General features: G+C 47.5%; 13 protein-coding genes and 2 pseudogenes. 4 read left to right on the top strand and 11 right to left on the bottom strand.

Annotated features, from left to right (window positions below; all coding sequences use genetic code 11):
• On the top strand, positions 1-1,297 hold a 1,297-nt coding region (locus QUB63_RS31700; protein WP_332949351.1), incomplete at its 5' end, for a calcium-binding protein.
• A 66-nt stretch (positions 1,298-1,363) separates the two neighbouring features.
• Here the strand turns inward: QUB63_RS31700 and QUB63_RS31705 are convergent.
• Positions 1,364-1,618, bottom strand: coding sequence for a hypothetical protein (locus QUB63_RS31705; RefSeq protein WP_332949352.1), 255 nt, complete (start codon positions 1,616-1,618; stop codon positions 1,364-1,366).
• A gap of 921 nt (positions 1,619-2,539) precedes the next feature.
• Here QUB63_RS31705 and QUB63_RS31710 point away from each other — a divergent pair.
• Positions 2,540-2,776, top strand: coding sequence for a hypothetical protein (locus QUB63_RS31710; RefSeq protein WP_332949353.1), 237 nt, complete (start codon positions 2,540-2,542; stop codon positions 2,774-2,776).
• 209 nt (positions 2,777-2,985) lie between these two features.
• Here QUB63_RS31710 and QUB63_RS31715 read toward each other — a convergent pair.
• The 9 genes and pseudogenes from QUB63_RS31715 to gloA2 all read right to left on the bottom strand — a co-directional run bounded on the left by QUB63_RS31715 (position 2,986) and on the right by gloA2 (position 14,243).
• Positions 2,986-3,992 (bottom strand): annotated as a pseudogene (locus QUB63_RS31715) (IS630 family transposase).
• Between the two features lie 307 nt (positions 3,993-4,299).
• The gene (locus QUB63_RS31720; protein WP_332949354.1) at positions 4,300-5,286 is read right to left on the bottom strand and encodes an aldo/keto reductase; all 987 of its coding nucleotides are present in this window, start codon (positions 5,284-5,286) and stop codon (positions 4,300-4,302) included.
• Positions 5,287-5,791: 505 nt separating this feature from the next.
• Entirely contained in the window at positions 5,792-6,526 is a 735-nt protein-coding gene (locus tag QUB63_RS31725) for a DUF72 domain-containing protein (protein ID WP_332949356.1), read from the bottom strand.
• 205 nt (positions 6,527-6,731) lie between these two features.
• Positions 6,732-7,769, bottom strand: coding sequence for an aldo/keto reductase (locus QUB63_RS31730; RefSeq protein ID WP_332949357.1), 1,038 nt, complete (start codon positions 7,767-7,769; stop codon positions 6,732-6,734).
• A 123-nt stretch (positions 7,770-7,892) separates the two neighbouring features.
• Positions 7,893-8,801, bottom strand: coding sequence for an MBL fold metallo-hydrolase (locus tag QUB63_RS31735; RefSeq protein WP_332949358.1), 909 nt, complete (start codon positions 8,799-8,801; stop codon positions 7,893-7,895).
• 187 nt (positions 8,802-8,988) lie between these two features.
• Positions 8,989-11,103 (bottom strand): catalase, encoded by a 2,115-nt coding sequence (locus tag QUB63_RS31740; protein WP_332949359.1) that lies wholly within the window; start codon positions 11,101-11,103, stop codon positions 8,989-8,991.
• A 265-nt stretch (positions 11,104-11,368) separates the two neighbouring features.
• Positions 11,369-12,172, bottom strand: coding sequence for an SDR family NAD(P)-dependent oxidoreductase (locus QUB63_RS31745; protein WP_332949360.1), 804 nt, complete (start codon positions 12,170-12,172; stop codon positions 11,369-11,371).
• 272 nt (positions 12,173-12,444) lie between these two features.
• Positions 12,445-13,737, bottom strand: a complete 1,293-nt coding sequence (locus tag QUB63_RS31750; RefSeq protein WP_332949361.1) for an endonuclease/exonuclease/phosphatase family protein — start codon at positions 13,735-13,737, stop codon at positions 12,445-12,447.
• A 116-nt stretch (positions 13,738-13,853) separates the two neighbouring features.
• Positions 13,854-14,243: an SMU1112c/YaeR family gloxylase I-like metalloprotein gene (gene gloA2 / locus QUB63_RS31755; protein ID WP_332949362.1), complete on the bottom strand. Its 390-nt coding sequence runs from the start codon at positions 14,241-14,243 to the stop codon at positions 13,854-13,856.
• Between the two features lie 242 nt (positions 14,244-14,485).
• Here gloA2 and ilvC point away from each other — a divergent pair, with 242 nt between their 5' ends.
• Positions 14,486-15,484 carry a ketol-acid reductoisomerase gene (gene ilvC, locus QUB63_RS31760; RefSeq protein ID WP_332949363.1) on the top strand — a complete coding sequence of 333 codons (999 nt, stop codon included), beginning with the start codon at positions 14,486-14,488 and terminating at the stop codon, positions 15,482-15,484.
• Positions 15,485-16,351: 867 nt separating this feature from the next.
• Here ilvC and QUB63_RS31765 read toward each other — a convergent pair.
• Positions 16,352-18,010 carry an alpha/beta hydrolase gene (locus QUB63_RS31765; RefSeq protein WP_332949364.1) on the bottom strand — a complete coding sequence of 553 codons (1,659 nt, stop codon included), beginning with the start codon at positions 18,008-18,010 and terminating at the stop codon, positions 16,352-16,354.
• Between the two features lie 397 nt (positions 18,011-18,407).
• Between QUB63_RS31765 and QUB63_RS31770 the strand changes: the two are divergent.
• A pseudogene (locus QUB63_RS31770) lies at positions 18,408-19,790 on the top strand (DUF4347 domain-containing protein); the annotation flags it as partial.

The following is a 19,790-nucleotide window of genomic DNA, read 5'->3' on the forward strand; positions in this document are numbered from 1 at the left end:
TACGCCTGCACCAATTCCTACACCTGCACCGATTCCTACACCCACCCTAAGTCCTACGCCAGTTCCCGCACCAATTCCTACTCCAGTTCCCGCACCAATTCCTACGCCAGTTCCCGCACCAATTCCTACACCTGCAGCGATTCCTACACCTGCACCAATTCCTACTCCTGCACCGATTCCTACACCAATTCCTACTCCTGCACCGACGCTAACTCCGACGCTAACTCCTGCACCGACGCTAACTCCTGCACCGACGCTAACTCCTGCACCCACGCCTGCACCGATTCCTACTGCTACACCAACGCTAACTCCTTCCCCTTCGCCAACTCAACGCGATCGCATTCCCAACAACGATTGTATTTGCAAAAATATCTTGCACCCCGATCTTAATCGACCAAATGATGCCAACAATATTATCAATGCCAGTCCTGGTATTTTAATTGGAATTTCCAAAAATGATAATTATTATGGCAGCAACACCCGCAATATTTTTTATGCAAAAGCCGGAAACGACAACCTAATAGGTGGTGACAGCCAAGACATTTTTAACGGCAATGAAAATTCTGATTTTATTGACGGCGGCAAAGGAGACGATCTCCTATTTGGTGGCAAAGATAATGACATTTTGATTGGCAACGAAGGTGAAGATATAATTTTCGGGAACTTCGGCAGCGATTCGGTTAACGGTCGGGAAGACAATGACAATATCAATGGCAATCAAGATGATGATTTAATTTATGGCGGTAAAGGCAACGATCTTCTGTTTGGAGGCAAAAATAATGATTTAATTATGGGAAACCAAGAAAATGATTCTCTGTTGGGAAATTTAGGAGATGATACCCTCTGCGGCGATATTGGCGATGATTACCTGAGAGGTGATGAGAATAATGACCTGCTCGATAGTGGTGAAGGCAATGATACTATTTATGGAGGCAAAGAAAATGATACTCTCATTGGTGGCAGCGGGAACGATCTATTATCGGGTGATTTAGGGAATGATAGTTTAATTGGTTCTCAAGGAGATGATACATTTGTGCTAGGAAATGAGCAAGGCTTTGATAGGATTGCCGACTTTACGCCCAGTCAGGATATGTTACTGTTGTCGGGAGGATTAATTTTTGAACAGTTAGAGATAGTTCAGGACAATAATAATACTTTAATTAAGGTGAAAGCTACAGGAAGTGCGATCGCTTCTTTAACTGAAGTGAATTTTTTGAGAATTGGGATTGACAGTTTTATCTCGATCGTGCCGACTTTACCCGATTTAGGGGTGCGGCTAATTAAAAGTTTAGGATGATAATTAGCGACATCATCTCTATTGTGTGACTCTCGGTACAGAAATTTATCGAACAAGCGATCGTAATTAACGCATCTGTGTGATTAATCCTGTTACCGATCGCATTTTTTCCAGAATCAGATTTAACTCACACGCCTTTCCTCTATTTTCGGGAATTCCCAACTGGGTGATGCTTGGCGACACATATTTGCGAGTATTTTTACTCAGTATTGTCTCCGACGCTCGACCGCCGATCGCAAGCAAGCCCTGGCAAATGGCAAAGCCAATGCCTTTATTGCCGCCCGTGACTAAAGCATATTTATGTTGATAGTTAGCATTCATATCAAGTCCGAGCGATCGCTTGTGATTAGACCGGAATCTGAACCCACCAATGAAAATTGGTTAGCCCTTGAATTAGCTGTCGTTGCTCGCTCAACCTTTTACACTGACGGGGTGACAACCCCGTTAAAACCCGCACCCGTGGCGGATTTACCCAACTTGAGCTCTCAAAAGATGGGGTCGAAATTATTAAGTGGCCCCATCTGTTAATTATGTTTCCTCAATTTTACCAGAACCATCTAGAAAAACAACTCAAACCGGCAGAATACCTGACGCTCAAAATTCTGGTATATTTGTTGCTCCAGGCACAGACAAGTCAGTATTGAATTGCTCGCTTCTTTCTGGCCCTATCCAATTCAATTTGAGAGCCGGAGGCGTAGCCTGCTCATATTTCTCAAATTAGACTGCCTCAACTACCGAAAGTCTGTGGTTTCCGCTTGTCAAAGAAATCTTAAAAGCCAAATTTAAGAAATCGAAACCTTTAAAGCTTGCTATAGATCGCACTCTATGGCGATCGCACAACGTATTTATGCTCAGCCAGGGAACGGGAAAAACGAAGCATCCCCTTATACTGGCGACTACTAGACAAGAGAGGATGTAGTAATATCTGCGAACAACAAGCTTTAATTACTCCTGTTTTAGAGTTACTGTCAGATTATGAAGTGATCGTGTTGGGCGATCGGGAATTTGGTAGTGTCAAGTTGGCATCCTGGCTCTGTCACAAGCAAGTGAAGTTTATTCTTAGAGTCAAACAAGGGCGATATATTCAAGAAGAAAACTCGGATTATATCCTGTTGTCTGACAAGGGTTTACTGCCAGGAACAAGCTTTTATTTGTCAGATGTAAAGTTTACCAAACAAAAAGGATTTGGGACTTTTGATATTGCTGGTTATTGGCGACGTAAATATAGAGGAAAACAGGCAGATGTTGCGTTGGTATCTTTTGACTAATGTCGGCAGTTTCAAGCAGTCAATTGATACTTTTAAATGTCGCAGCGGGATTGAGGCAATGTTTAAAGATTGTAAAACAGGCGGTTATAATCTAGAAAAAAGCCATGCTAATAATCAGCGCTTAAACAGTTTGATATTATTGATAGCGATTGCCTACAGTTGTGCTGTGATTCAAGGTCAAAAAATCAAGACGATGGGAGTGCAGAAATAGGTGGGCAGGTTAACTGAATACGGGCGCTCAATACGTCGCCATAGTAGTTTTTGGATAGGATTATATGGTCAATGTTGGATAATCGGTATGGAATGCAAGTCAAGACATTATTACGCTCATTAATGAGAATCAGGCGAAACAAACTACCATTTTTTCAGAGGGGTATGAGGGCTATGTCCTTGATTATATCAGTGTTCTGACTCTTGTTGTCACCCCGTCAGCCTTTTACATCTTAAAAACAGAACTTCTTCGAGTTCATCAAGATTAGAAAATGTGCGATTAGCTAGAGGTTGATCTGTGAGGGTCCATAACCTTTCTGCTGGTTGAAGTTCAGGAGAATGTGACGGTAAGGGCAACAAATGAATCCCTTCTGGAATAACTACTTTCTGACTCATATGCCACGAGAGCGCGATCGAGCACCAATAACACTCGTTTCTCTCTACCAATTCCAAATTCTTTGGCAAAGTCTGCCAATACTGTAGTAAATACGTCAATATTCACGTAAGGTACAATCCACTCTTTTTGTTTCACCTGATTGCGGATGAACTTTGGGCGTATAACCACAGCCATTTAAACCGCCAATTTACCTGTGCAATTGGGTTTTCCCCTTCAGGTACATAGACTCGTTTTAAAATTGGCTTTAATCCAACTCGATGTTCATCTTCACACCAGAGCTCGATAGTCACATCTGGATAGTCCGCCTGTATTTGTTCAACCTCGCTAGCTAGTTTTTTTTCCAGGCATCTTGCTCTTGTGGATCAGCTTTAGTGTGTGCTGGGCGAGGTACCCGCAATCGGAACGTCATTTGCTTTAAAATTTCCCACCCTCGTTGTCGATGTACTGGTTCCCCTTTCCACTTACTCAGACAATCTGCTACTTTTGTGCCATTCCACAACCCTCCATCAGGAGCCTCCCCTTGCAAGGCTTGCCATAGTTCGGCAAGTTCAAGATCATCCAATATGCTGTTAGTTCCATAGTTACCTCTTCGCCGATCTCCTACCCCTGCTATTCCTAAAGAGTTGTAACGCCTGACTACACAGTAGATCCAGTTCCGACTATAGCCCGTAATTGAGCTGACCTCCTCAGTTTTTTTCCCTTGTGCTAGTAACCAGAGAACGTGGAACTGGCGACTTTCGAACCCAACTTTTGCTTGACGGTAACACTGTTCTAACTCTTCTACACTCAGGTGATTTGCTAGGGTAATTCTGGTTCGCATCGCTTTGACCGCGTTACTACTCCTTTATCATATGCGATCGGTCGGACATGATATCATGGTGATATTTCATGCAAATCGCTGCATTTTTTAGCAAATCGAATCAAGTCTGGATAGAACAGAGTGTGTGCGGTTGATGTTCCGCAAGTCCACTTCCTTGAGATAGATATCTTGAAGATCGAGTTGTTTAAAATGGCGTTATTCGTCGAGAAAGCGATCGAGCAGGTCGATCGCTTGCAATTTCAGAGTTCCCTATAGCTTTCTGCGTTAGGGTTGCTGATAGTTTTACAGTCTTACCACGACAAACCTCTTAGCGATTCAAGGCTGCCATTTGCTGAGGTTGATATCGATCGCCCGCAGCAATACCTTTGGGCGCGACGGCCTCAATTCGCTGCAAGTCTTCTGGAGTCAGCGTGATGTCGGCCGCGGCTGCGTTTTCTACCAAATACTGGCGTTTTTTTGTCCCGGGAATCGGCACCACGTCTTGGCCCTGAGCCAAAAGCCATGCTAGCGCCAGTTGGCTGGGAGTAACGCCTTTTTCAGTCGCGATCGCTTTGACTTGTGCGACAAGTTGCAAATTCTTGTGGAAATTCTCGCCCTGAAAGCGGGGGGAGCGGCTGCGGTAATCGTCGGGCGCTAAGTCTTCAGGCTTGGTAATGACGCCCGAGAGAAATCCTCGCCCCAAGGGGCTGTAGGGGACAAAGCCGATGCCCAACTCGCGCAGCGTGGGTAAGATACTCTCTTCTGGATCGCGGCTCCACAGCGAATATTCGGTTTGCAATGCAGTAATGGGATGAACGGCGTGGGCGCGGCGGATTGTTTCGGGAGCCGCTTCGGAAAGTCCGAGATAGCGCACTTTGCCTTGTTTTACCAATTCTGCCATGGCGCCGATCGTATCTTCAATGGGAACAGTTGGATCGACGCGGTGCTGGTAATACAGGTCAATTGTATCTATACCCAAGCGTTGGAGCGAAGCATCGCAGGCTTGCCGCACGTATTCTGGTTTGCCATCAATGCGCAGGAATTCACCGCTTGGCGATCGCACGTTGCCAAATTTGGTTGCTAAAATCACTCGATCGCGCCGATCGCGAATGACTTTACCCACGAGTTCTTCGTTGCGCCCCACTCCATACATATCTGCGGTATCGAGGAAGTTGATACCGAGATCCATCGCGCGTTCAATAGTGGCGATCGATTCAGCATCATCAGTATTGCCATAGAATTCGGACATCCCCATACAGCCGAGTCCCAGTTCTGAAACAGTGAGTCCTTGATTGCCGAGTTTTCTTGTTTTCATGAGCTCCTCTTGCTGGTTTTTGCCAAATAAAATAGACTTGAATTGCATCAATCTTTGATATTTTTTCCGGTCAATTGCCCTCCCTAAAAACGGTTTGTAGTGACGGCTTTAGTCCGCATCAAAGAGAGGACTCGCATTCCGAACGAGCGAACCAATTTTATTGTGGTTGTTCTCGGAGTACCTAATATCATTCCCAATCGGAAATTGCAACTCAGAAATCTCAAATGGTATAACGTTCGGCCCGCGGACGCATTACTTGAGGCAAAACATACCAGCTTCCTCGAAAGCCAAGCATCAGTCGCGAGATGTATTAATTAATTTTTCGCTCTCAATTCCCCGTGAGGAGGAAATGACTATCCAACGGCTTACAAGCTAGTTTTTGCTAAATACAAAGAATTGAACCAACCAAAAAGACGGGAGGCGAACAGGCTTCAGCTTCAGGAAACTGCCAAACATTTTTTAATGCGCCTAAAAGAATGGGGACGCTTTCAATCAGAGGCTGTTATTAAGTACCGTTCTCGACAAAGGTTTTTAGCCTAGAAGCGTTCCGAACAGCGTTTCCGGCTCCGTCGTTGTTGAAGTAGACGAACACGCTTCGCCCGCTGGTTTCCCACTCCCAGATGCGATCGGCCCACCAATGCAAATCGTCATCCGAGTAGGAGCCGCCGTAGAGGTAGTTGGTGTCAGGGCCGTGGAGGCGTACATACACGAAGGACGCCGTTGCGCGAAGGATGCAGGGGAGGTGCGCCCCGCTCATCACGCAGTAGGCGGCTCCTTCGCGTTCCAGCAGCGAAAATACCTCTTCTACGTGCCAGCTTGGGTGCCGGAATTCGACAGCTACTTTGAGCCAGGGCGGCACCTGTTCTAGAAAGTACGTTAGGCGCGCACAGTCGCAGGCGAACTGGGGAGAAAGCTGGACGAGCAGAATACCGAGCCGATCGCCCAAGCATTTGACTCCCTCCCCGATCCGTGCCAGCCATTTCTCCGGCGAGTAAAGACGCTTGGAGTGCGTTAAACCGCGCGGCGCTTTTACAGTCATGAGAAATCCTTGGGGGAGGCGCTGCCGCCAGTTAGTGAAGGCAGCCTCTTGTGGCCAGCGATAGTAGGTGCTGTTAACTTCGACTGTTTTATATTGCTGGATATAGTAGTCGAGCCGGGAGTGTGACGCTAGGTGGTGGGGATAAAGTACACCTTCCCAGTGTTCGTAACTCCAACCTGAAGTGCCGATGTAAACAGTCATCGCTTTTTCGCCCCAAGGCAGATTGTGCTTGTGTGTAAATTTAATTGCAGTCTAGATGTGCTTGGGAATTGATATCATGTCCGGTCGATTACCATAAAAAAACGGAACGCACGTGCGGACTTAAGTCCTTCATAGATGCGGACGCTCAGTTTCAACGATCAAACCTATTTAGTAGCGTGGTTCGAGCGGGAATGATATTAGGCGCTTATCCCAGCCACGATGGGTTCATGGCGGTACTGTCAAATTGGTTCGTAGTTTTATACAATTCGTATTGACCTTTTGCCGCCGCAGAGCGAGTGCGATCGAGCATCGCCGCCACTTGTGCCGCATCCATCGGCTTAAACGTGCGGGCGGCCTCAAAGGCTTGATCCAATAGCTGCATGGTATCAATGCCAGTAATCACAACTGAAGTCGGCAGATTCATCGCATAGTGCAAACATTCGATCGGCGTAACAGTATTGCTTCTGAGAACGTAGGAATCCCCCATAGATTTCATCCCCAAGACGCCTATTTGGTTCTGCACCAGCACCGGCAGCACTTGTTTCTCAAAACTTCTGAAATGGCCGTCCATCACGTTGAGCGGCATCTGTACCGCGTCGAAACGGAAATTGTTTTGAGCGGCAAGTTCCAGCATTCGCAGGTGTACCAAAGGATCTTTGTGTCCAGTAAACCCAATGTAGCGAATCTTGCCGGCCTTCTGGGCTTCCAGCACAGCTTCCATTGCTCCGCCCGGGGCAAAAATGCGATCGGGATCTTCCATCCGAATCACTTCGTGATGCTGCATCAAATCGATGCGATCCGTCTGCAATGCCTTCAGCGACTCGTCAATCTGCATCATCGCAGATCCCTTGGTGCGGCCGTCGAGTTTCGTCATCAGAAAAACCTTTTCCCGGTAGCCGTTTTTGAGCGCTTGGCCCATCCATCGGTGGCTGCGGCCGTTGTGATAATCCCAAGAATTATCCATAAAATTGATGCCGCGGTCGATCGCACTGCGAATCAGCTTAATACTTTCTTGCTCCTCTCGAAGCCGCCCGATATGGTGTCCGCCCAAGCCAATTGCAGACACTCGCTCTCCCGTGCGTCCCAATGTCCTGTAACTCATGGAGCCGCTCGCAGTCTGAGCTTGAGCAACTTCAGTTTCAGCTAACACCGGTTTCAAAAATCCTTCAGAAGCTGCCAATCCTGCTGCAACTAAACCCGAAGCAGAAGTTACTTTTAATAAATCGCGCCTGCTGATACCCACAAATAATGTCTCCTTGTTTAAAAATATTAGGACTCGATCGCACGATTAGAGAAACAAATACCAAAAGTTCTCTCAAATAAACTTCTGGCATTCATGCGTAAATTATCTAAAAAAGCATCTGCGTTAATCTGTGTTTATCCGCCTTGTATCTGCGGTTGACCTCTCGATCGAAGATTCATGCAATTGCTGCTGATTTTGAGAACTGCTAGACTTAGCAGCCAAGGCTTGCAACTCCACAGCATCGTGACTGCAAAACAGAGTCACATCTTTAGTGCGATCGATCGACAATGAGCGCAGCCGGTCTTGATTGAGCAGCCTCGCCTTGCGATCGACCTCCATCATCCACTGATAGGCGCGCAAGCCTGGGGTGCAGCGCCGCTGTTCGGAGCCCATCTCGTCTCTGTAGAAATAGGCATCCCCAGCGTGCAGCAACCAGCCCTCCGGTGTATTAATGGCGACACCCGCATGACCCCGCGTGTGACCGACCAGCGGAATCAGCAGAATCTCCGGCGGCAACCCGTCGAGGTCGCGGACTGCTGCAAAACCGAACCAAGGTTCGCCGCCCGCCGCATAGTATTTCCAGTGTTTGACTTCATCCCACTGTCCCGGGCGGTAGCGCCGTCTGGTGATGAAACCGTGGCGATCGCGCGCGGCATCGATTTCTGCCTGCATCACGTGTACCGTTGCTTCAGGGAAGTCCTCCAAACCGCCGGCATGGTCGAAATCGAGGTGGGTGAGCACAATATGGCGCACGTCGCTGGCCGAAAATCCGAGCTGCTCGATTTGAGCGATCGCCGTGTACTTGCGATCGAACTGGATATTATTAAAGTGCACAAAAAACGGGCTGAGGCGGGAGTAAGGCGACTCAATATCCCGCAGTCCAAAGCCTGTATCAATCAGAACCAGCCCTTGATTCGTTTCAACCAGCAGACAGTGACAAACGAGGTGAGCCGTCAAGCCGCGACTGAAGCCATCGAACAGCGCCCCGCCAATCGGGCACATACAGCCGCAATTTAGATGATGAATTTGCATAAATTTGCTGCAATAAATTAGCTACCGATCAATACAAAAAACCCGGTTTTTTATCTTATGTCCCGTCAATTACCATAATCAAGAAGGTTCGTAGTGAGGACTTTAGTCCGCCTCAATCAAAGGACTTGCATTCCGAACCAGCGAACCAATCTTATTAATTATGGTCGTTCGCTTAGGAAATGATTCCTTACGCCGGAACCATTTCCTTCTCAGTGCGCATCCAGTGACGGTGCTGCATAATCGCATCGATGAAAGCCTGAGAAAACTGCGCTAAATCGCCACCGCTAGGACAAATCACCACGCCTCGATCGGCTGCCACCTTGCCATTTACCGAGAGATTAACTCCCTTTAAATTTGCACCCTCGAACAGCTCGATCCCTTCACCCGAAGCAGCGATCGCCTTGCAGTGCTTAAACGCTTCAGTGACAAAATTAACCGCAGTTCCTTCTTGTTTCAAAGTGTTAATGCTTTGCTTGCCGCCGGGAACGTAAATCGCATCAAACATCACCGAAGCACCAGTCAAAAATGTCATTTCTGCATCAATTTCTTGACCGTTGGCCGTCTTAACTTTGCCGCCGTGCTTCGAGACAATTTTGGCGCGGGCACCAGATGCGGCTAGCGCTTCCTTGACCGCCATCAACTCGTCGCCATTAACGCCATCGGCTGCTAAAATTGCGACTTGACGGGATTTAATCGAGTTCTTCGGCATCTTTTCGATGCTGAGTGCCGCTGAACTTTTCCCGTGATTGGGAATCACTTCTTTTTCCGGTTCCGGTAATCCCAATCCGGCTGCAACTTGCTTGGCAAATTCGTGATCGATGTGGTTGAACAATCCCAGAACTCGCTCTTTCACTTCCTTACTTTGAACTTTTCCTAATTCAAAGTGAGCAGCTTTCACAATATGCTCTCTTTCTATTTCAGACATACTGTTGAGAAACAGCGTTGCTTGACTGAAATAATCTTGAAAACTGTTGCTTCGTTCGCGAATTTTGTGGCCTTCCACTCGTTCTGCATAGTGCACGAATCCACCCATTGTTTCCGGCGACATCATCGGACAACCGCCGCCCAATGAGTTGGGAGAATAGTTCACTTTCGAGGTGTAGATGTTCGATTGCATGAAGCCGTCGCGCTGATTGTTGTGCACCGGACACACGGGACGGTTGATCGGCAATTCCGTAAAGTTTGCACTTCCCAAACGGTGCATTTGCGTGTCGGGATAGGAAAACAATCGGCTCTGCAACAGCGGATCGTTGGTAAAGTCAATACCAGAAACAACGTTGCTCGGTTGGAAGGCAACTTGCTCGGTTTCTGCGAAGAAGTTGTCGGGATTGCGATTGAGTACCATTTTGCCGATCGCCCGAACAGGAACAAGTTCTTCTGGAATCAGCTTAGTAGCATCTAGCAAGTCAAAGTCGAATTTAAATTCGTCTTCTTCCTCAACAATCTGCACGCCCAATTCAAACTCTGGGTAATCGCCCATTTCGATCGCATCCCACAAATCGCGGCGAGTAAAGTCTGGATCTTTGCCGGCGAGTTTTTGTGCTTCATCCCACACCAGGGAATGCACGCCCAAAAGCGGCTTCCAGTGGAACTTGACAAAGCGAGATTTGCCGGTCTCGTTGACAAAGCGGAAGGTATGCACGCCAAAGCCTTCCATCATGCGGAAGCTTCTCGGTACAGCGCGATCGCTCAGTACCCACATAATCATGTGCATCGACTCTGGCATCAATGAAATAAAATCCCAAAAGTTGTCGTGGGCGGCCGCAGCTTGGGGCATTTCATTGTGCGGTTCCGGCTTGATCGCATGAACCAAATCGGGAAACTTAATTCCGTCTTGAATAAAGAAGACCGGAATATTATTTCCTACTAAGTCATAGTTACCTTCTTCGGTATAGAACTTAACGGAAAAGCCGCGCACGTCGCGTACTGTATCGGCAGAACCGCGAAACCCTGTCACGGTCGAAAATCGCACAAATACGGGAGTTTTTACCGCTGGATCTTGCAGGAATTTTGCTTTAGTTAATTCGGCCAGCGATTCATAGGGTTGAAAATAGCCGTGCGCCCCCGTTCCGCGCGCGTGAACCACTCGTTCGGGAATGCGTTCGCGATCGAAGTGCGCCATTTTTTCGCGCAGGTGAAAGTCTTCTAGGAGAGTCGGGCCGCGCGAACCAGCGTGTACGGAATCATTGGTGTTTGTGACACCAACACCTTGATTTGTGGTCAGATTTTCGCCTGCTTCTTTACGGGCTGGATCGAGATCGTTTTGTTTGCTTTGTTCGTTGATGGGAGTTTGGTCAGTCATAAATTCCTTAAGTTGTAAGATTGTCTTGTTGTATTTACAAATCAGTCAGCCGATCTCTTCTCAACTACCCGCCACAAAATAGGTTCGTAGTAAGGACTTTAGTCCTCTTAAAAACTTGAGGACGATCGCACCAGCGAAGAAATAGGTTCGTAGTAAGGACTTTAGTCCTCTCTCATTCCCCAGGACGATCGCACAAGCTAACAAATAGGTTCGTAGTAAGGACTTTAGTCCTCTCTCATTCCCCCAGGACGATCGCACGAAATATCTATTTGTGAGCCGAACCCGGTTCAGTAAGTTGGCGGTGCCCTTCGGCATTGACAGTATCAGGCAAAATTTTGCTGGCGGTGCCCATAATCTTGGTTTTGAGAGAACCTGCAATAATGTGGTCTTTACCTGCCATCAAAGCCTCAAAACCCTGCTTGGCAACTTGGGCCGGGTCATCTTTCTTGTCCGCGCCGACCTTGGTGTCGTCCATTCCGGCCCGGTGGAAGAAGTTGGTATCGGTGGGCCCCGGCATCAGCGCGGTGACGGTGACGCCCGTGTCTTTCAACTCGTTGCGCAGCGCCTCGGAGAACGAGTGTATAAATGCCTTTGATGCTGCGTAGACTGCCTCAAACGTCCCCGGCATCAAGGCTGCAATCGACGAAGTGAAGAGAATCCGTCCCTGGCCGCGATCGACCATATCCTTCACTACCCGTTTGGCAAGATGCACCGAGGATACGACGTTTAGGTTGATGAGATTCAGTTCGTCCTTGAGGTCGGTTTCGCGGGCAAAGTCGCCGCCGACACCGACACCTGCGTTAATCGCGATCGCATCTACCGATCGGCCAGTCGCCTTAATCTTGTTGTAGAGAGTCTCTACACCTTCGTAGGTAGCAAGATCTGCCTCCACCGTCTCCACCTGCGCGCCCAGCCCTTCAAAGGCTTGAGCGGCTTCGTTGATGCTCGGGCCGGTGGCTGTGACTAGGAGATCGAAATTGTGTTGAGCGAACTGTTTGGCGAGTTCGTAACCGATGCCGTTAGAGGCACCCGTCACGACAGCCAAGGGCCGGGTTAACGAACTGTTCATAACCTCGAAACTCCTGTTTAACTCTCTACCAGAAAATCTGTGGAATCTAAACTTTCAATTTTTACCATCTTAGGGAGGAGACAGGGCGATTGCATCTTTCCAAAGAGGTACTGATCTTGTTGTTTTTGAGATGCTAGGGTGTGCGAAACATTTGGGATTTGCGATCGCACCAGCGGAGTCTAGCGGTAAAAAATTAAGTAGCTAGGCGCATTTTTCCGATCGTCTACTTACTGTGAAGCAATAATTTAAAGGTCGCATATCCCCTTCTCGCTTCAAATGGCCAAATCTGTAATTAACGGCAAATGATCCGAACCGACGTTTGGGCCTGTATGAATCTTTAAAACACCAATTTCTTTGCTGACTAGGAAATGATCGATCGGAATATAAGCCAGCGGCATAAAAGTCGGCCAAGTCGGTAAAATCCCAAAGCCCGATCGCGCATTGCGCAGTTTTCCCGTTTTTACCATATTTTTGTAGAACGGCGACCACATTGTGGTATTGAAATCCCCCACCACAACCAGCGGATTTTTGACTTGGGCTGCATACTCGCCGATGCCTGCTAGCTGTTGGTTGCGATCGATAAAACTCTGCTGTTTGACCGGCACAGTCGGATGAACCAGAATCAAAGAAATAGTTTTACCTTGAAATTCAACATCCGATAACAGACTCTTTCTTTTGTTAGAAAAAGCTTTAACCGAGGGATTTTTTAAAGGCAGCTTGCTGTAAATAGCACTGCCAAATGCCTCCGATTCTTGCTGCCGAGAAGAGTAAGGAAATATCTCGCTTAAAACCGCTAACTCACGAGCCCAAGCTGTGTTGACTTCTACAAACACCGCGATATCGGGTTGTTCTGCTTTCACCAGCGATATCACCTCAGCATATCGCCGATTGCTCCTTAAAACATTTGAATGCAAAATCCGCAAATGTTGTCCGGGAGCCGATCCTGCCAATGCTGGCGCTGGAAAATACCAAGGAACAATTTCTGCCAAGTTAATTATAATGCAAAATGCGCTCACCAGCAACCATATTTTTTTTGAGCGCGCCAGAGCGAAGAATATCAAAGTCGAGAAACCAACTAGCAGATATTGTAGTTTAAAATGAGAACTCAATTCAAGAAATATGTTGATTTGCCCCAAATAACCGGCAAGTGAAAATAGTGCATTTACAGTGGCTGCGATAATAAACCATTTTAAAATTACGTGCTTCAAACTAATGATTTTGTGAGTGCTGCTGTGCAGCACCGCCCATTTGAGCTTGATTTTGAGGTCGTTAGTAATCGGTAATTTATCAATTTCTATTACCAGTTGTTCTGGCTGTTCCAACTCTCGCCGCTTTTGATAAAATCTCACCAGCAAGTTATCTACCACAAAATAACTAAAATAATTGGCAATAAATCCTAAAAATACCAACACACCTAAACTGATCGGCATACTCAAAGAAGCGCTGACTTTGAGCAAACCCGACCAAGCGGCGGCGTCACCTGTTTTACCCGTAGCTCCGATGGCGATAAATAGGATTAAAGCCGGAAATCCGATCGTGATTGTATTTCTGATGAGTCTGTCCATTAGACTATTTTAGATTTTAGATTTTAGATTTTAGATTGGGAGGGAATGATGCAGTTTGTCGGGTGTGCATTGCACACCGATTGACTTAATAGCAACTTTACTAAATCTGGAGACTCTTAAATTTCATAGATTTCTAAGGGTAAATTATCGGGATCTCTGAAAAATGTAAACCGTTTTTCTGTAATCTCGTCAAGGCGAATTTGTTCTACTTCTACTTGTTGGGATTTTAAGTAAGCAACTGATGCTTCTATGTCCTCAACTGCAAAAGCTAAATGTCTCAAGCCGCAAGCTTCAGGATTGTTAACTCTTTTGGGAGGATGGGGGAATGAGAAAAGCTCAATCATCGCGCGGCCGTTTCCGACTTGCAAATCTAGTTTGTAAGAATTCCTCTCGCTTCGGAAAGTTTCTTTGATAATGGAACATCCCAATACTTCTACATAAAACTTTTTCGATGCTTCGTAATCCGAGCAAATAATCGCTAAATGATGTATTGCTTTTATTTTCATTTTGAAAAAGTTAGTTAGTTGCGTTTTTCCAACAGCACAGCACGCTATTGACAATTATATTTGACTTGCAGCAAAACCTGCTAAATTCAGTACGCGCGGCGCAGCTATCCCGTAGGGAATCGCCCTTTATTTTCCTCCAATAAAATCTTAATCTGTAAAATTCCGTAAAAAAAGCACCCCACTTTGATAAAATGAGAGTTTTGCAGTCAATTACCCCATTTGCATCTCAGGAGACAAGCACTATGGCCCGTATGTATTACGACACCGACGCCAACCTAGACCTCTTAGCCAACAAAACGATTGCTATCATCGGCTACGGTTCCCAAGGACACGCCCACGCCCTCAACCTCAAAGACAGCGGCATGAATGTCATTGTCGGTTTGTATCCCGGTAGCAAATCTGCCGCCAAAGCAACCGACGCGGGTTTAACTGTTCACCCGGTAGACAAAGCAGCCGCTGCCGCTGACTTCATCATGATTTTATTACCCGATGAAGTTCAAAAAACTATTTACAAAGAACAAATCGAACCTAACCTTTCAGCAGGAAATGTTTTAGCATTTGCTCACGGTTTTAACATTCACTTCGGCCAAGTTGTCCCCCCAGCCGACGTAGACGTAGTAATGGTAGCGCCCAAAGGCCCCGGACACTTGGTGCGCCGGACTTACGAACAAGGCGAAGGTGTTCCGAGTTTGTTTGCAGTATATCAGGATGCTTCCGGCCAAGCGCGCGATCGGGCAATGGCCTATGCTAAAGGTATCGGCGGCACCAGAGCCGGCATCCTCGAAACCAGTTTCCGCGAAGAAACAGAAACCGACCTTTTTGGCGAACAAGTAGTTTTGTGCGGCGGTTTGAGCGCCTTAATTAAAGCTGGATTTGAAACCTTAGTTAACGCTGGATATCAACCGGAATTAGCTTATTTTGAATGTTTGCACGAAGTTAAACTTATCGTTGACTTAGTAGTAGAAGGAGGCCTCGCCAAAATGCGCGACAGCATCTCCAATACCGCAGAATACGGCGATTTAACTCGCGGCCCCCGCATCGTCACCGATGACACCCGCGCCGAAATGCGTAAAATTCTGAGCGAAATTCAATCCGGCCAATTTGCGCGCGAATTCGTTCTGGAAAACCAAGCCGGCAAACCGGGCTTTACTTCGATGCGCCGTCAGGAAGCAGAACATCCGATTGAAGAAGTCGGCAAAGATTTGCGCGCCATGTTTAGCTGGTTGAAAAAGCAGGGTTAATCGATTTTAGATTTGAGATTTGAGATTTGAGATTTTTCGTTCTATCTAAGATCTAAAATTGCCAATCTCATACTAATTGTCTAAAGTAGTCGTAGGGTGTGTCGAAGAAAGAAAATCTCTAAATAAGACAGAGAATCTCGCAGCGACGCACCTGACAAGCAGCAGAAATAAACCCAACACCCACCGAACAGACAAAAATCGGTCAATTGGTTCTTCCTTCTTCTTCCGACTTCCATTTCTCTTCGGTCAATTGTCAACTGTCCACTGTCAACGGGGACTAGGGTTTTTTTTGCAAGTCCTCAATCTCCTTATCCCTTTGCTTATTTACCTCTTTCGGCTTCACCCATGACGGCCACAACCCGACGAAGAACTTTCTACTGGCCAAGCTGGTATCTCTTACAGGTTTGGGGAGAAAAGTTAAACTGTCACCGTAAATGGTAAACAGGATTATAAACAGAACCAACAGCGGGATAAGATTTTTTTTAGGCATGGCAGTTTGGGAGTTGAGTGGGTGAAAGTGCTTGTGTATATTTTGCCCTCACACGGACAAAATATATCACCAACTGCTCAAGAAAAATAGACCGCTGGGCGAAGCGGGCGCCCATACAACAGGAAAGGCTGCTAAGTCGCAATATGGTGTCCGCTCGAACTACAACTATAAAATAGGTTGGTAGTGAGGACTTTAGTCCTCTGATGAAAGAAGAGGACTAAAGTCCTCACTACCAATACCATTATTTTGGGTGAGGATGCACATATTCCGATCCCCCCTAACCCCCCTGGTGGGAGGGGGGGGACAAGATTGAGAGCTTTCTTCCTCCTCCAAGCAGAATGACTAATGACTAATGACTAATGACTAATGACTAATGACTAATGACTCTGCTGAATAAAAGTTTGCACGACTGCATTAGTTTCCGGGGAAATTTCTGTTGCCAGCCGCACCGGAATTGCATTTGTCGAAGCAAATTGCGCGTATTCTGGGGTGAGAAATACTGCATATTTGTCAGCTTCTGCCGTTAGTTGAGCGGCCGTTGCCAGACTTACAGCTTTAATATAATTGCGTATGCTAACGGCTTGGTCGCCGACAACTTCATCGCCGGTAATTACTGTGCTCGGTCTGCTAATTTGGTCTAAGGTTGTACTCGGATCTTTGACGCTTAAGTGGGTTCCTCCTACAAAGCCGACTAGCCATTTGGGAGCAGGAATTTTGGGGAAGCCGGCAATTTGTTCGACTAAGGCGGGTGTTGTTTTGTCGGCGGAAGATGCTACTATTAATGTGGGAATTTGAATTGCACTTAAACCTGTTTCTCCGAATAGTAATGATGTTGTGGGATTCATGACGATCGCCCTTTTTATCCTGGCATCTCGCAATTGATACCGTTCTGCGGGCAATCCGGCCGCCGCGCACTGAATCCCTTCGCCCAAGCTGAACCCAATCAAATCGCCCTGACACCGCTGTTTGAGCCCGCTCAATTGCAGTTCGGCGCCGGCTACGGACAAGGCTGTGGCGCCGCCGAAGGAATAGCCAATTATCATCGATCGCTCGATCGCAATTTTCCCCTGCAAGTTATCATCAGTTTGGTTCAATTTGGCCAGTTCGTCGAGCACAAAACTGATATCTTTGGGACGGTCTAAAAACTCTTGAGAGGCTAATAACCTAGACTTACCCGCGATCGCAGCATTGGTATTCGTTTCGTTGCTTCCGGGATGTTCTAAAGCAGCTACCACATAGCCGTAAGACGCCAAATGCTCCGCTAAGTAGCGCAAATCCGTGCGTACCGATCCCAAACCGTGAGAAAACACGATCGTCGGTTTGTCGGCCGTCGCTGCTCTCGACCAGTAGACATCAACCGGAATAGGTCGATTGCGGGCGCTGTCGTTCAAATCTAGCTTTAGTACCCGCACCGAATTCGGCCCGGGCTGTGTGGGGTCGAAAGGCTGGTTAAACGCGGGTTTAACCGCCGCTAACTGAGGTGCGATCGCCGCCATAAACCTCTGAGTTTGCCAAAAACCTGCGTTCAAATTGCTTAAAACTGCGAAAGCTCGATCGAGATCCACCACTACCCGCGAACTCGGATAAGATTCAATGAAACTCAATACAGATAAGCCTTCAGGCGCGTTCGCCCCCAGCACCAGAGCCGCTCGCAGCGCTTCCACACCCGCACCGTCGCGCCTGGGTATGACTGTAGTCAAATCCGTCAGGATCGCAGTCCCGATGCGCGTATTTAGCAAGTTGCTCAAGCCGACTACATTGAGGGGAATTTTGGCTTTGAGCGCTCCCAAAATTTGACTGCGCTGTGCGTCAGACAGCAGATTGGCGTAAGCTTGCAGTTTGGCGGGGACTTTTCCGGTTTTTGCGAGTTCGCGCAAATCTGCAACCGAGATTGATGATTCTAAAATACCTTTGCGGACAACAACCGTTTCTGCAGCTTTTGCAGGGGATGTCACGCCGCTCAAAGTACCGATCGCGATCGCGCTACAAACACTCGCCACTGACGAAAACCATCTGAAATTGGGTGTAATACTCATTTTTACCTGACTGAACTAGAGGGATATCACTATATTCTCAGAATTCTCCCAGATACTGAGAAATTGTCTCGATGTACCGATAAATTTTATTGGGGTGCGATCGCAATTAGTTTGCGGGAGTGCGATCGGCAAAGCCTCTGGACATATTGACTTACGGCTCAATAATAATGCTCGCATTCCCTCATTTTGAGCCGTAAATAAGGATATTTAACTTGTGAAACGCCCAATGTGACTGATAATTTAACCTCAGATGGCTGAGAATTCAACTAAACAATGGCAGCGCAATACTCAACCTATTTTTTTAATTGTGGGGAGCGCAAAAATGAGGTCGTGCCAGTCCTTTTTTCAAACAGCGTTAACCGTGATAAAGTAAGCGGTAAAACACCTAACAAAAATTATGAGTTTTACAGGCAACACCCCGACCGTTGATGGCATTCAGCTTGCTGACGCCAACCCCGCTAAGGCAGATACTGTCAACTACACCGTCACTTTTAATCAAAGTGTTACCGGAGTAGATATCGCAGACTTTACCCTGAACTCGACCGCAGTAACCGGTGCAAGTATCGCAGCAGTTACAGGTAGCGGTCAAACCTACAATGTGAGTGTTAACACTGGCAAAGGATCTGGCACCGTCGGATTAAATCTCGTCGATAATGACTCGATTAACAATTCCCTACTTGTACCCTTAGGTGACGTAGGTCAAGGCAACGGCAACTTTATGGGGCCAACTTATACTATTGATAAAACTCCCCCCACAGTCAGCTTTGCCCCAGTGGCTCCCGATCCGCGCAACAGCAGTGTTACCACAATTCCCATTACTTTCAGCGAACCTGTAACTAACTTTAATACAGCCGATCTCACTCTCACTAACAATGGAGTAGTTGTTCCTCTCACAGGTGCTACCCTAAACAGCAGCGACAATACTAATTGGACTTTAGACAACTTGACGGGATTGACCGGTGGCGACGGCAATTACCAACTGTCTCTGACTGCTGCTGGTTCTGGTATTGCAGACCAAGCCGGCAACGCTCTCAACACAAATGCTAGCGATATCTGGAGTGCCGACTTCACTGCGCCCACCGCCGCTACCAGCTTAAGTAACATCAACGCAGCAGGTGGAAATACTTACAACTTCACTGTCACCTATACCGATAATACAGCCCTTAATGTCAGTACCTTAGATAGTAAGAATATCTTGGTCACTGGCCCGGATGGCAAAACCCAACAGGCAACTCTGGTAAGTTTTACACCCGTAGGTAACGGCACTCCCCGCACAGCCAGCTACTCGTTCGTTCCCCCCGACGGCACCTGGGATACCGCAGATAATGGCACTTACACAGTACAGCTACAACCTCAGCAGGTCAGCGACACTGTTGGTAATTTTGGTGTAGCTGGCAATTTGGGAACATTTACAGTCGATATTGCACCGACGGCGACACCTGCACCGACGGCTGCACCTGTTGTCACAGCAGCGCCGACACCTGCACCGACACCTGCACCTGTTGTCACAGCAACGCCGACACCTGCACCGACACCTGCACCTGTTGTCACAGCAGCACCGACACCTGCACCTGTTGTCACGCCTGTTGTCACAGCAACGCCGACACCTGAAGCGACGGCTGCACCTGTTGTCACGCCTGTTGTCACAGCAGCGCCGACACCTGCACCTGTTGTCACGCCTGTTGTCACAGCAGCGCCGACACCTGCACCTGTTGTCACGCCTGTTGTCACAGCAGCGCCGACACCTGCACCTGTTGTCACGCCTGTTGTCACAGCAGCG

This window comes from Microcoleus sp. ARI1-B5, assembly GCF_036705795.1.
Classification (GTDB): domain Bacteria; phylum Cyanobacteriota; class Cyanobacteriia; order Cyanobacteriales; family Microcoleaceae; genus Microcoleus.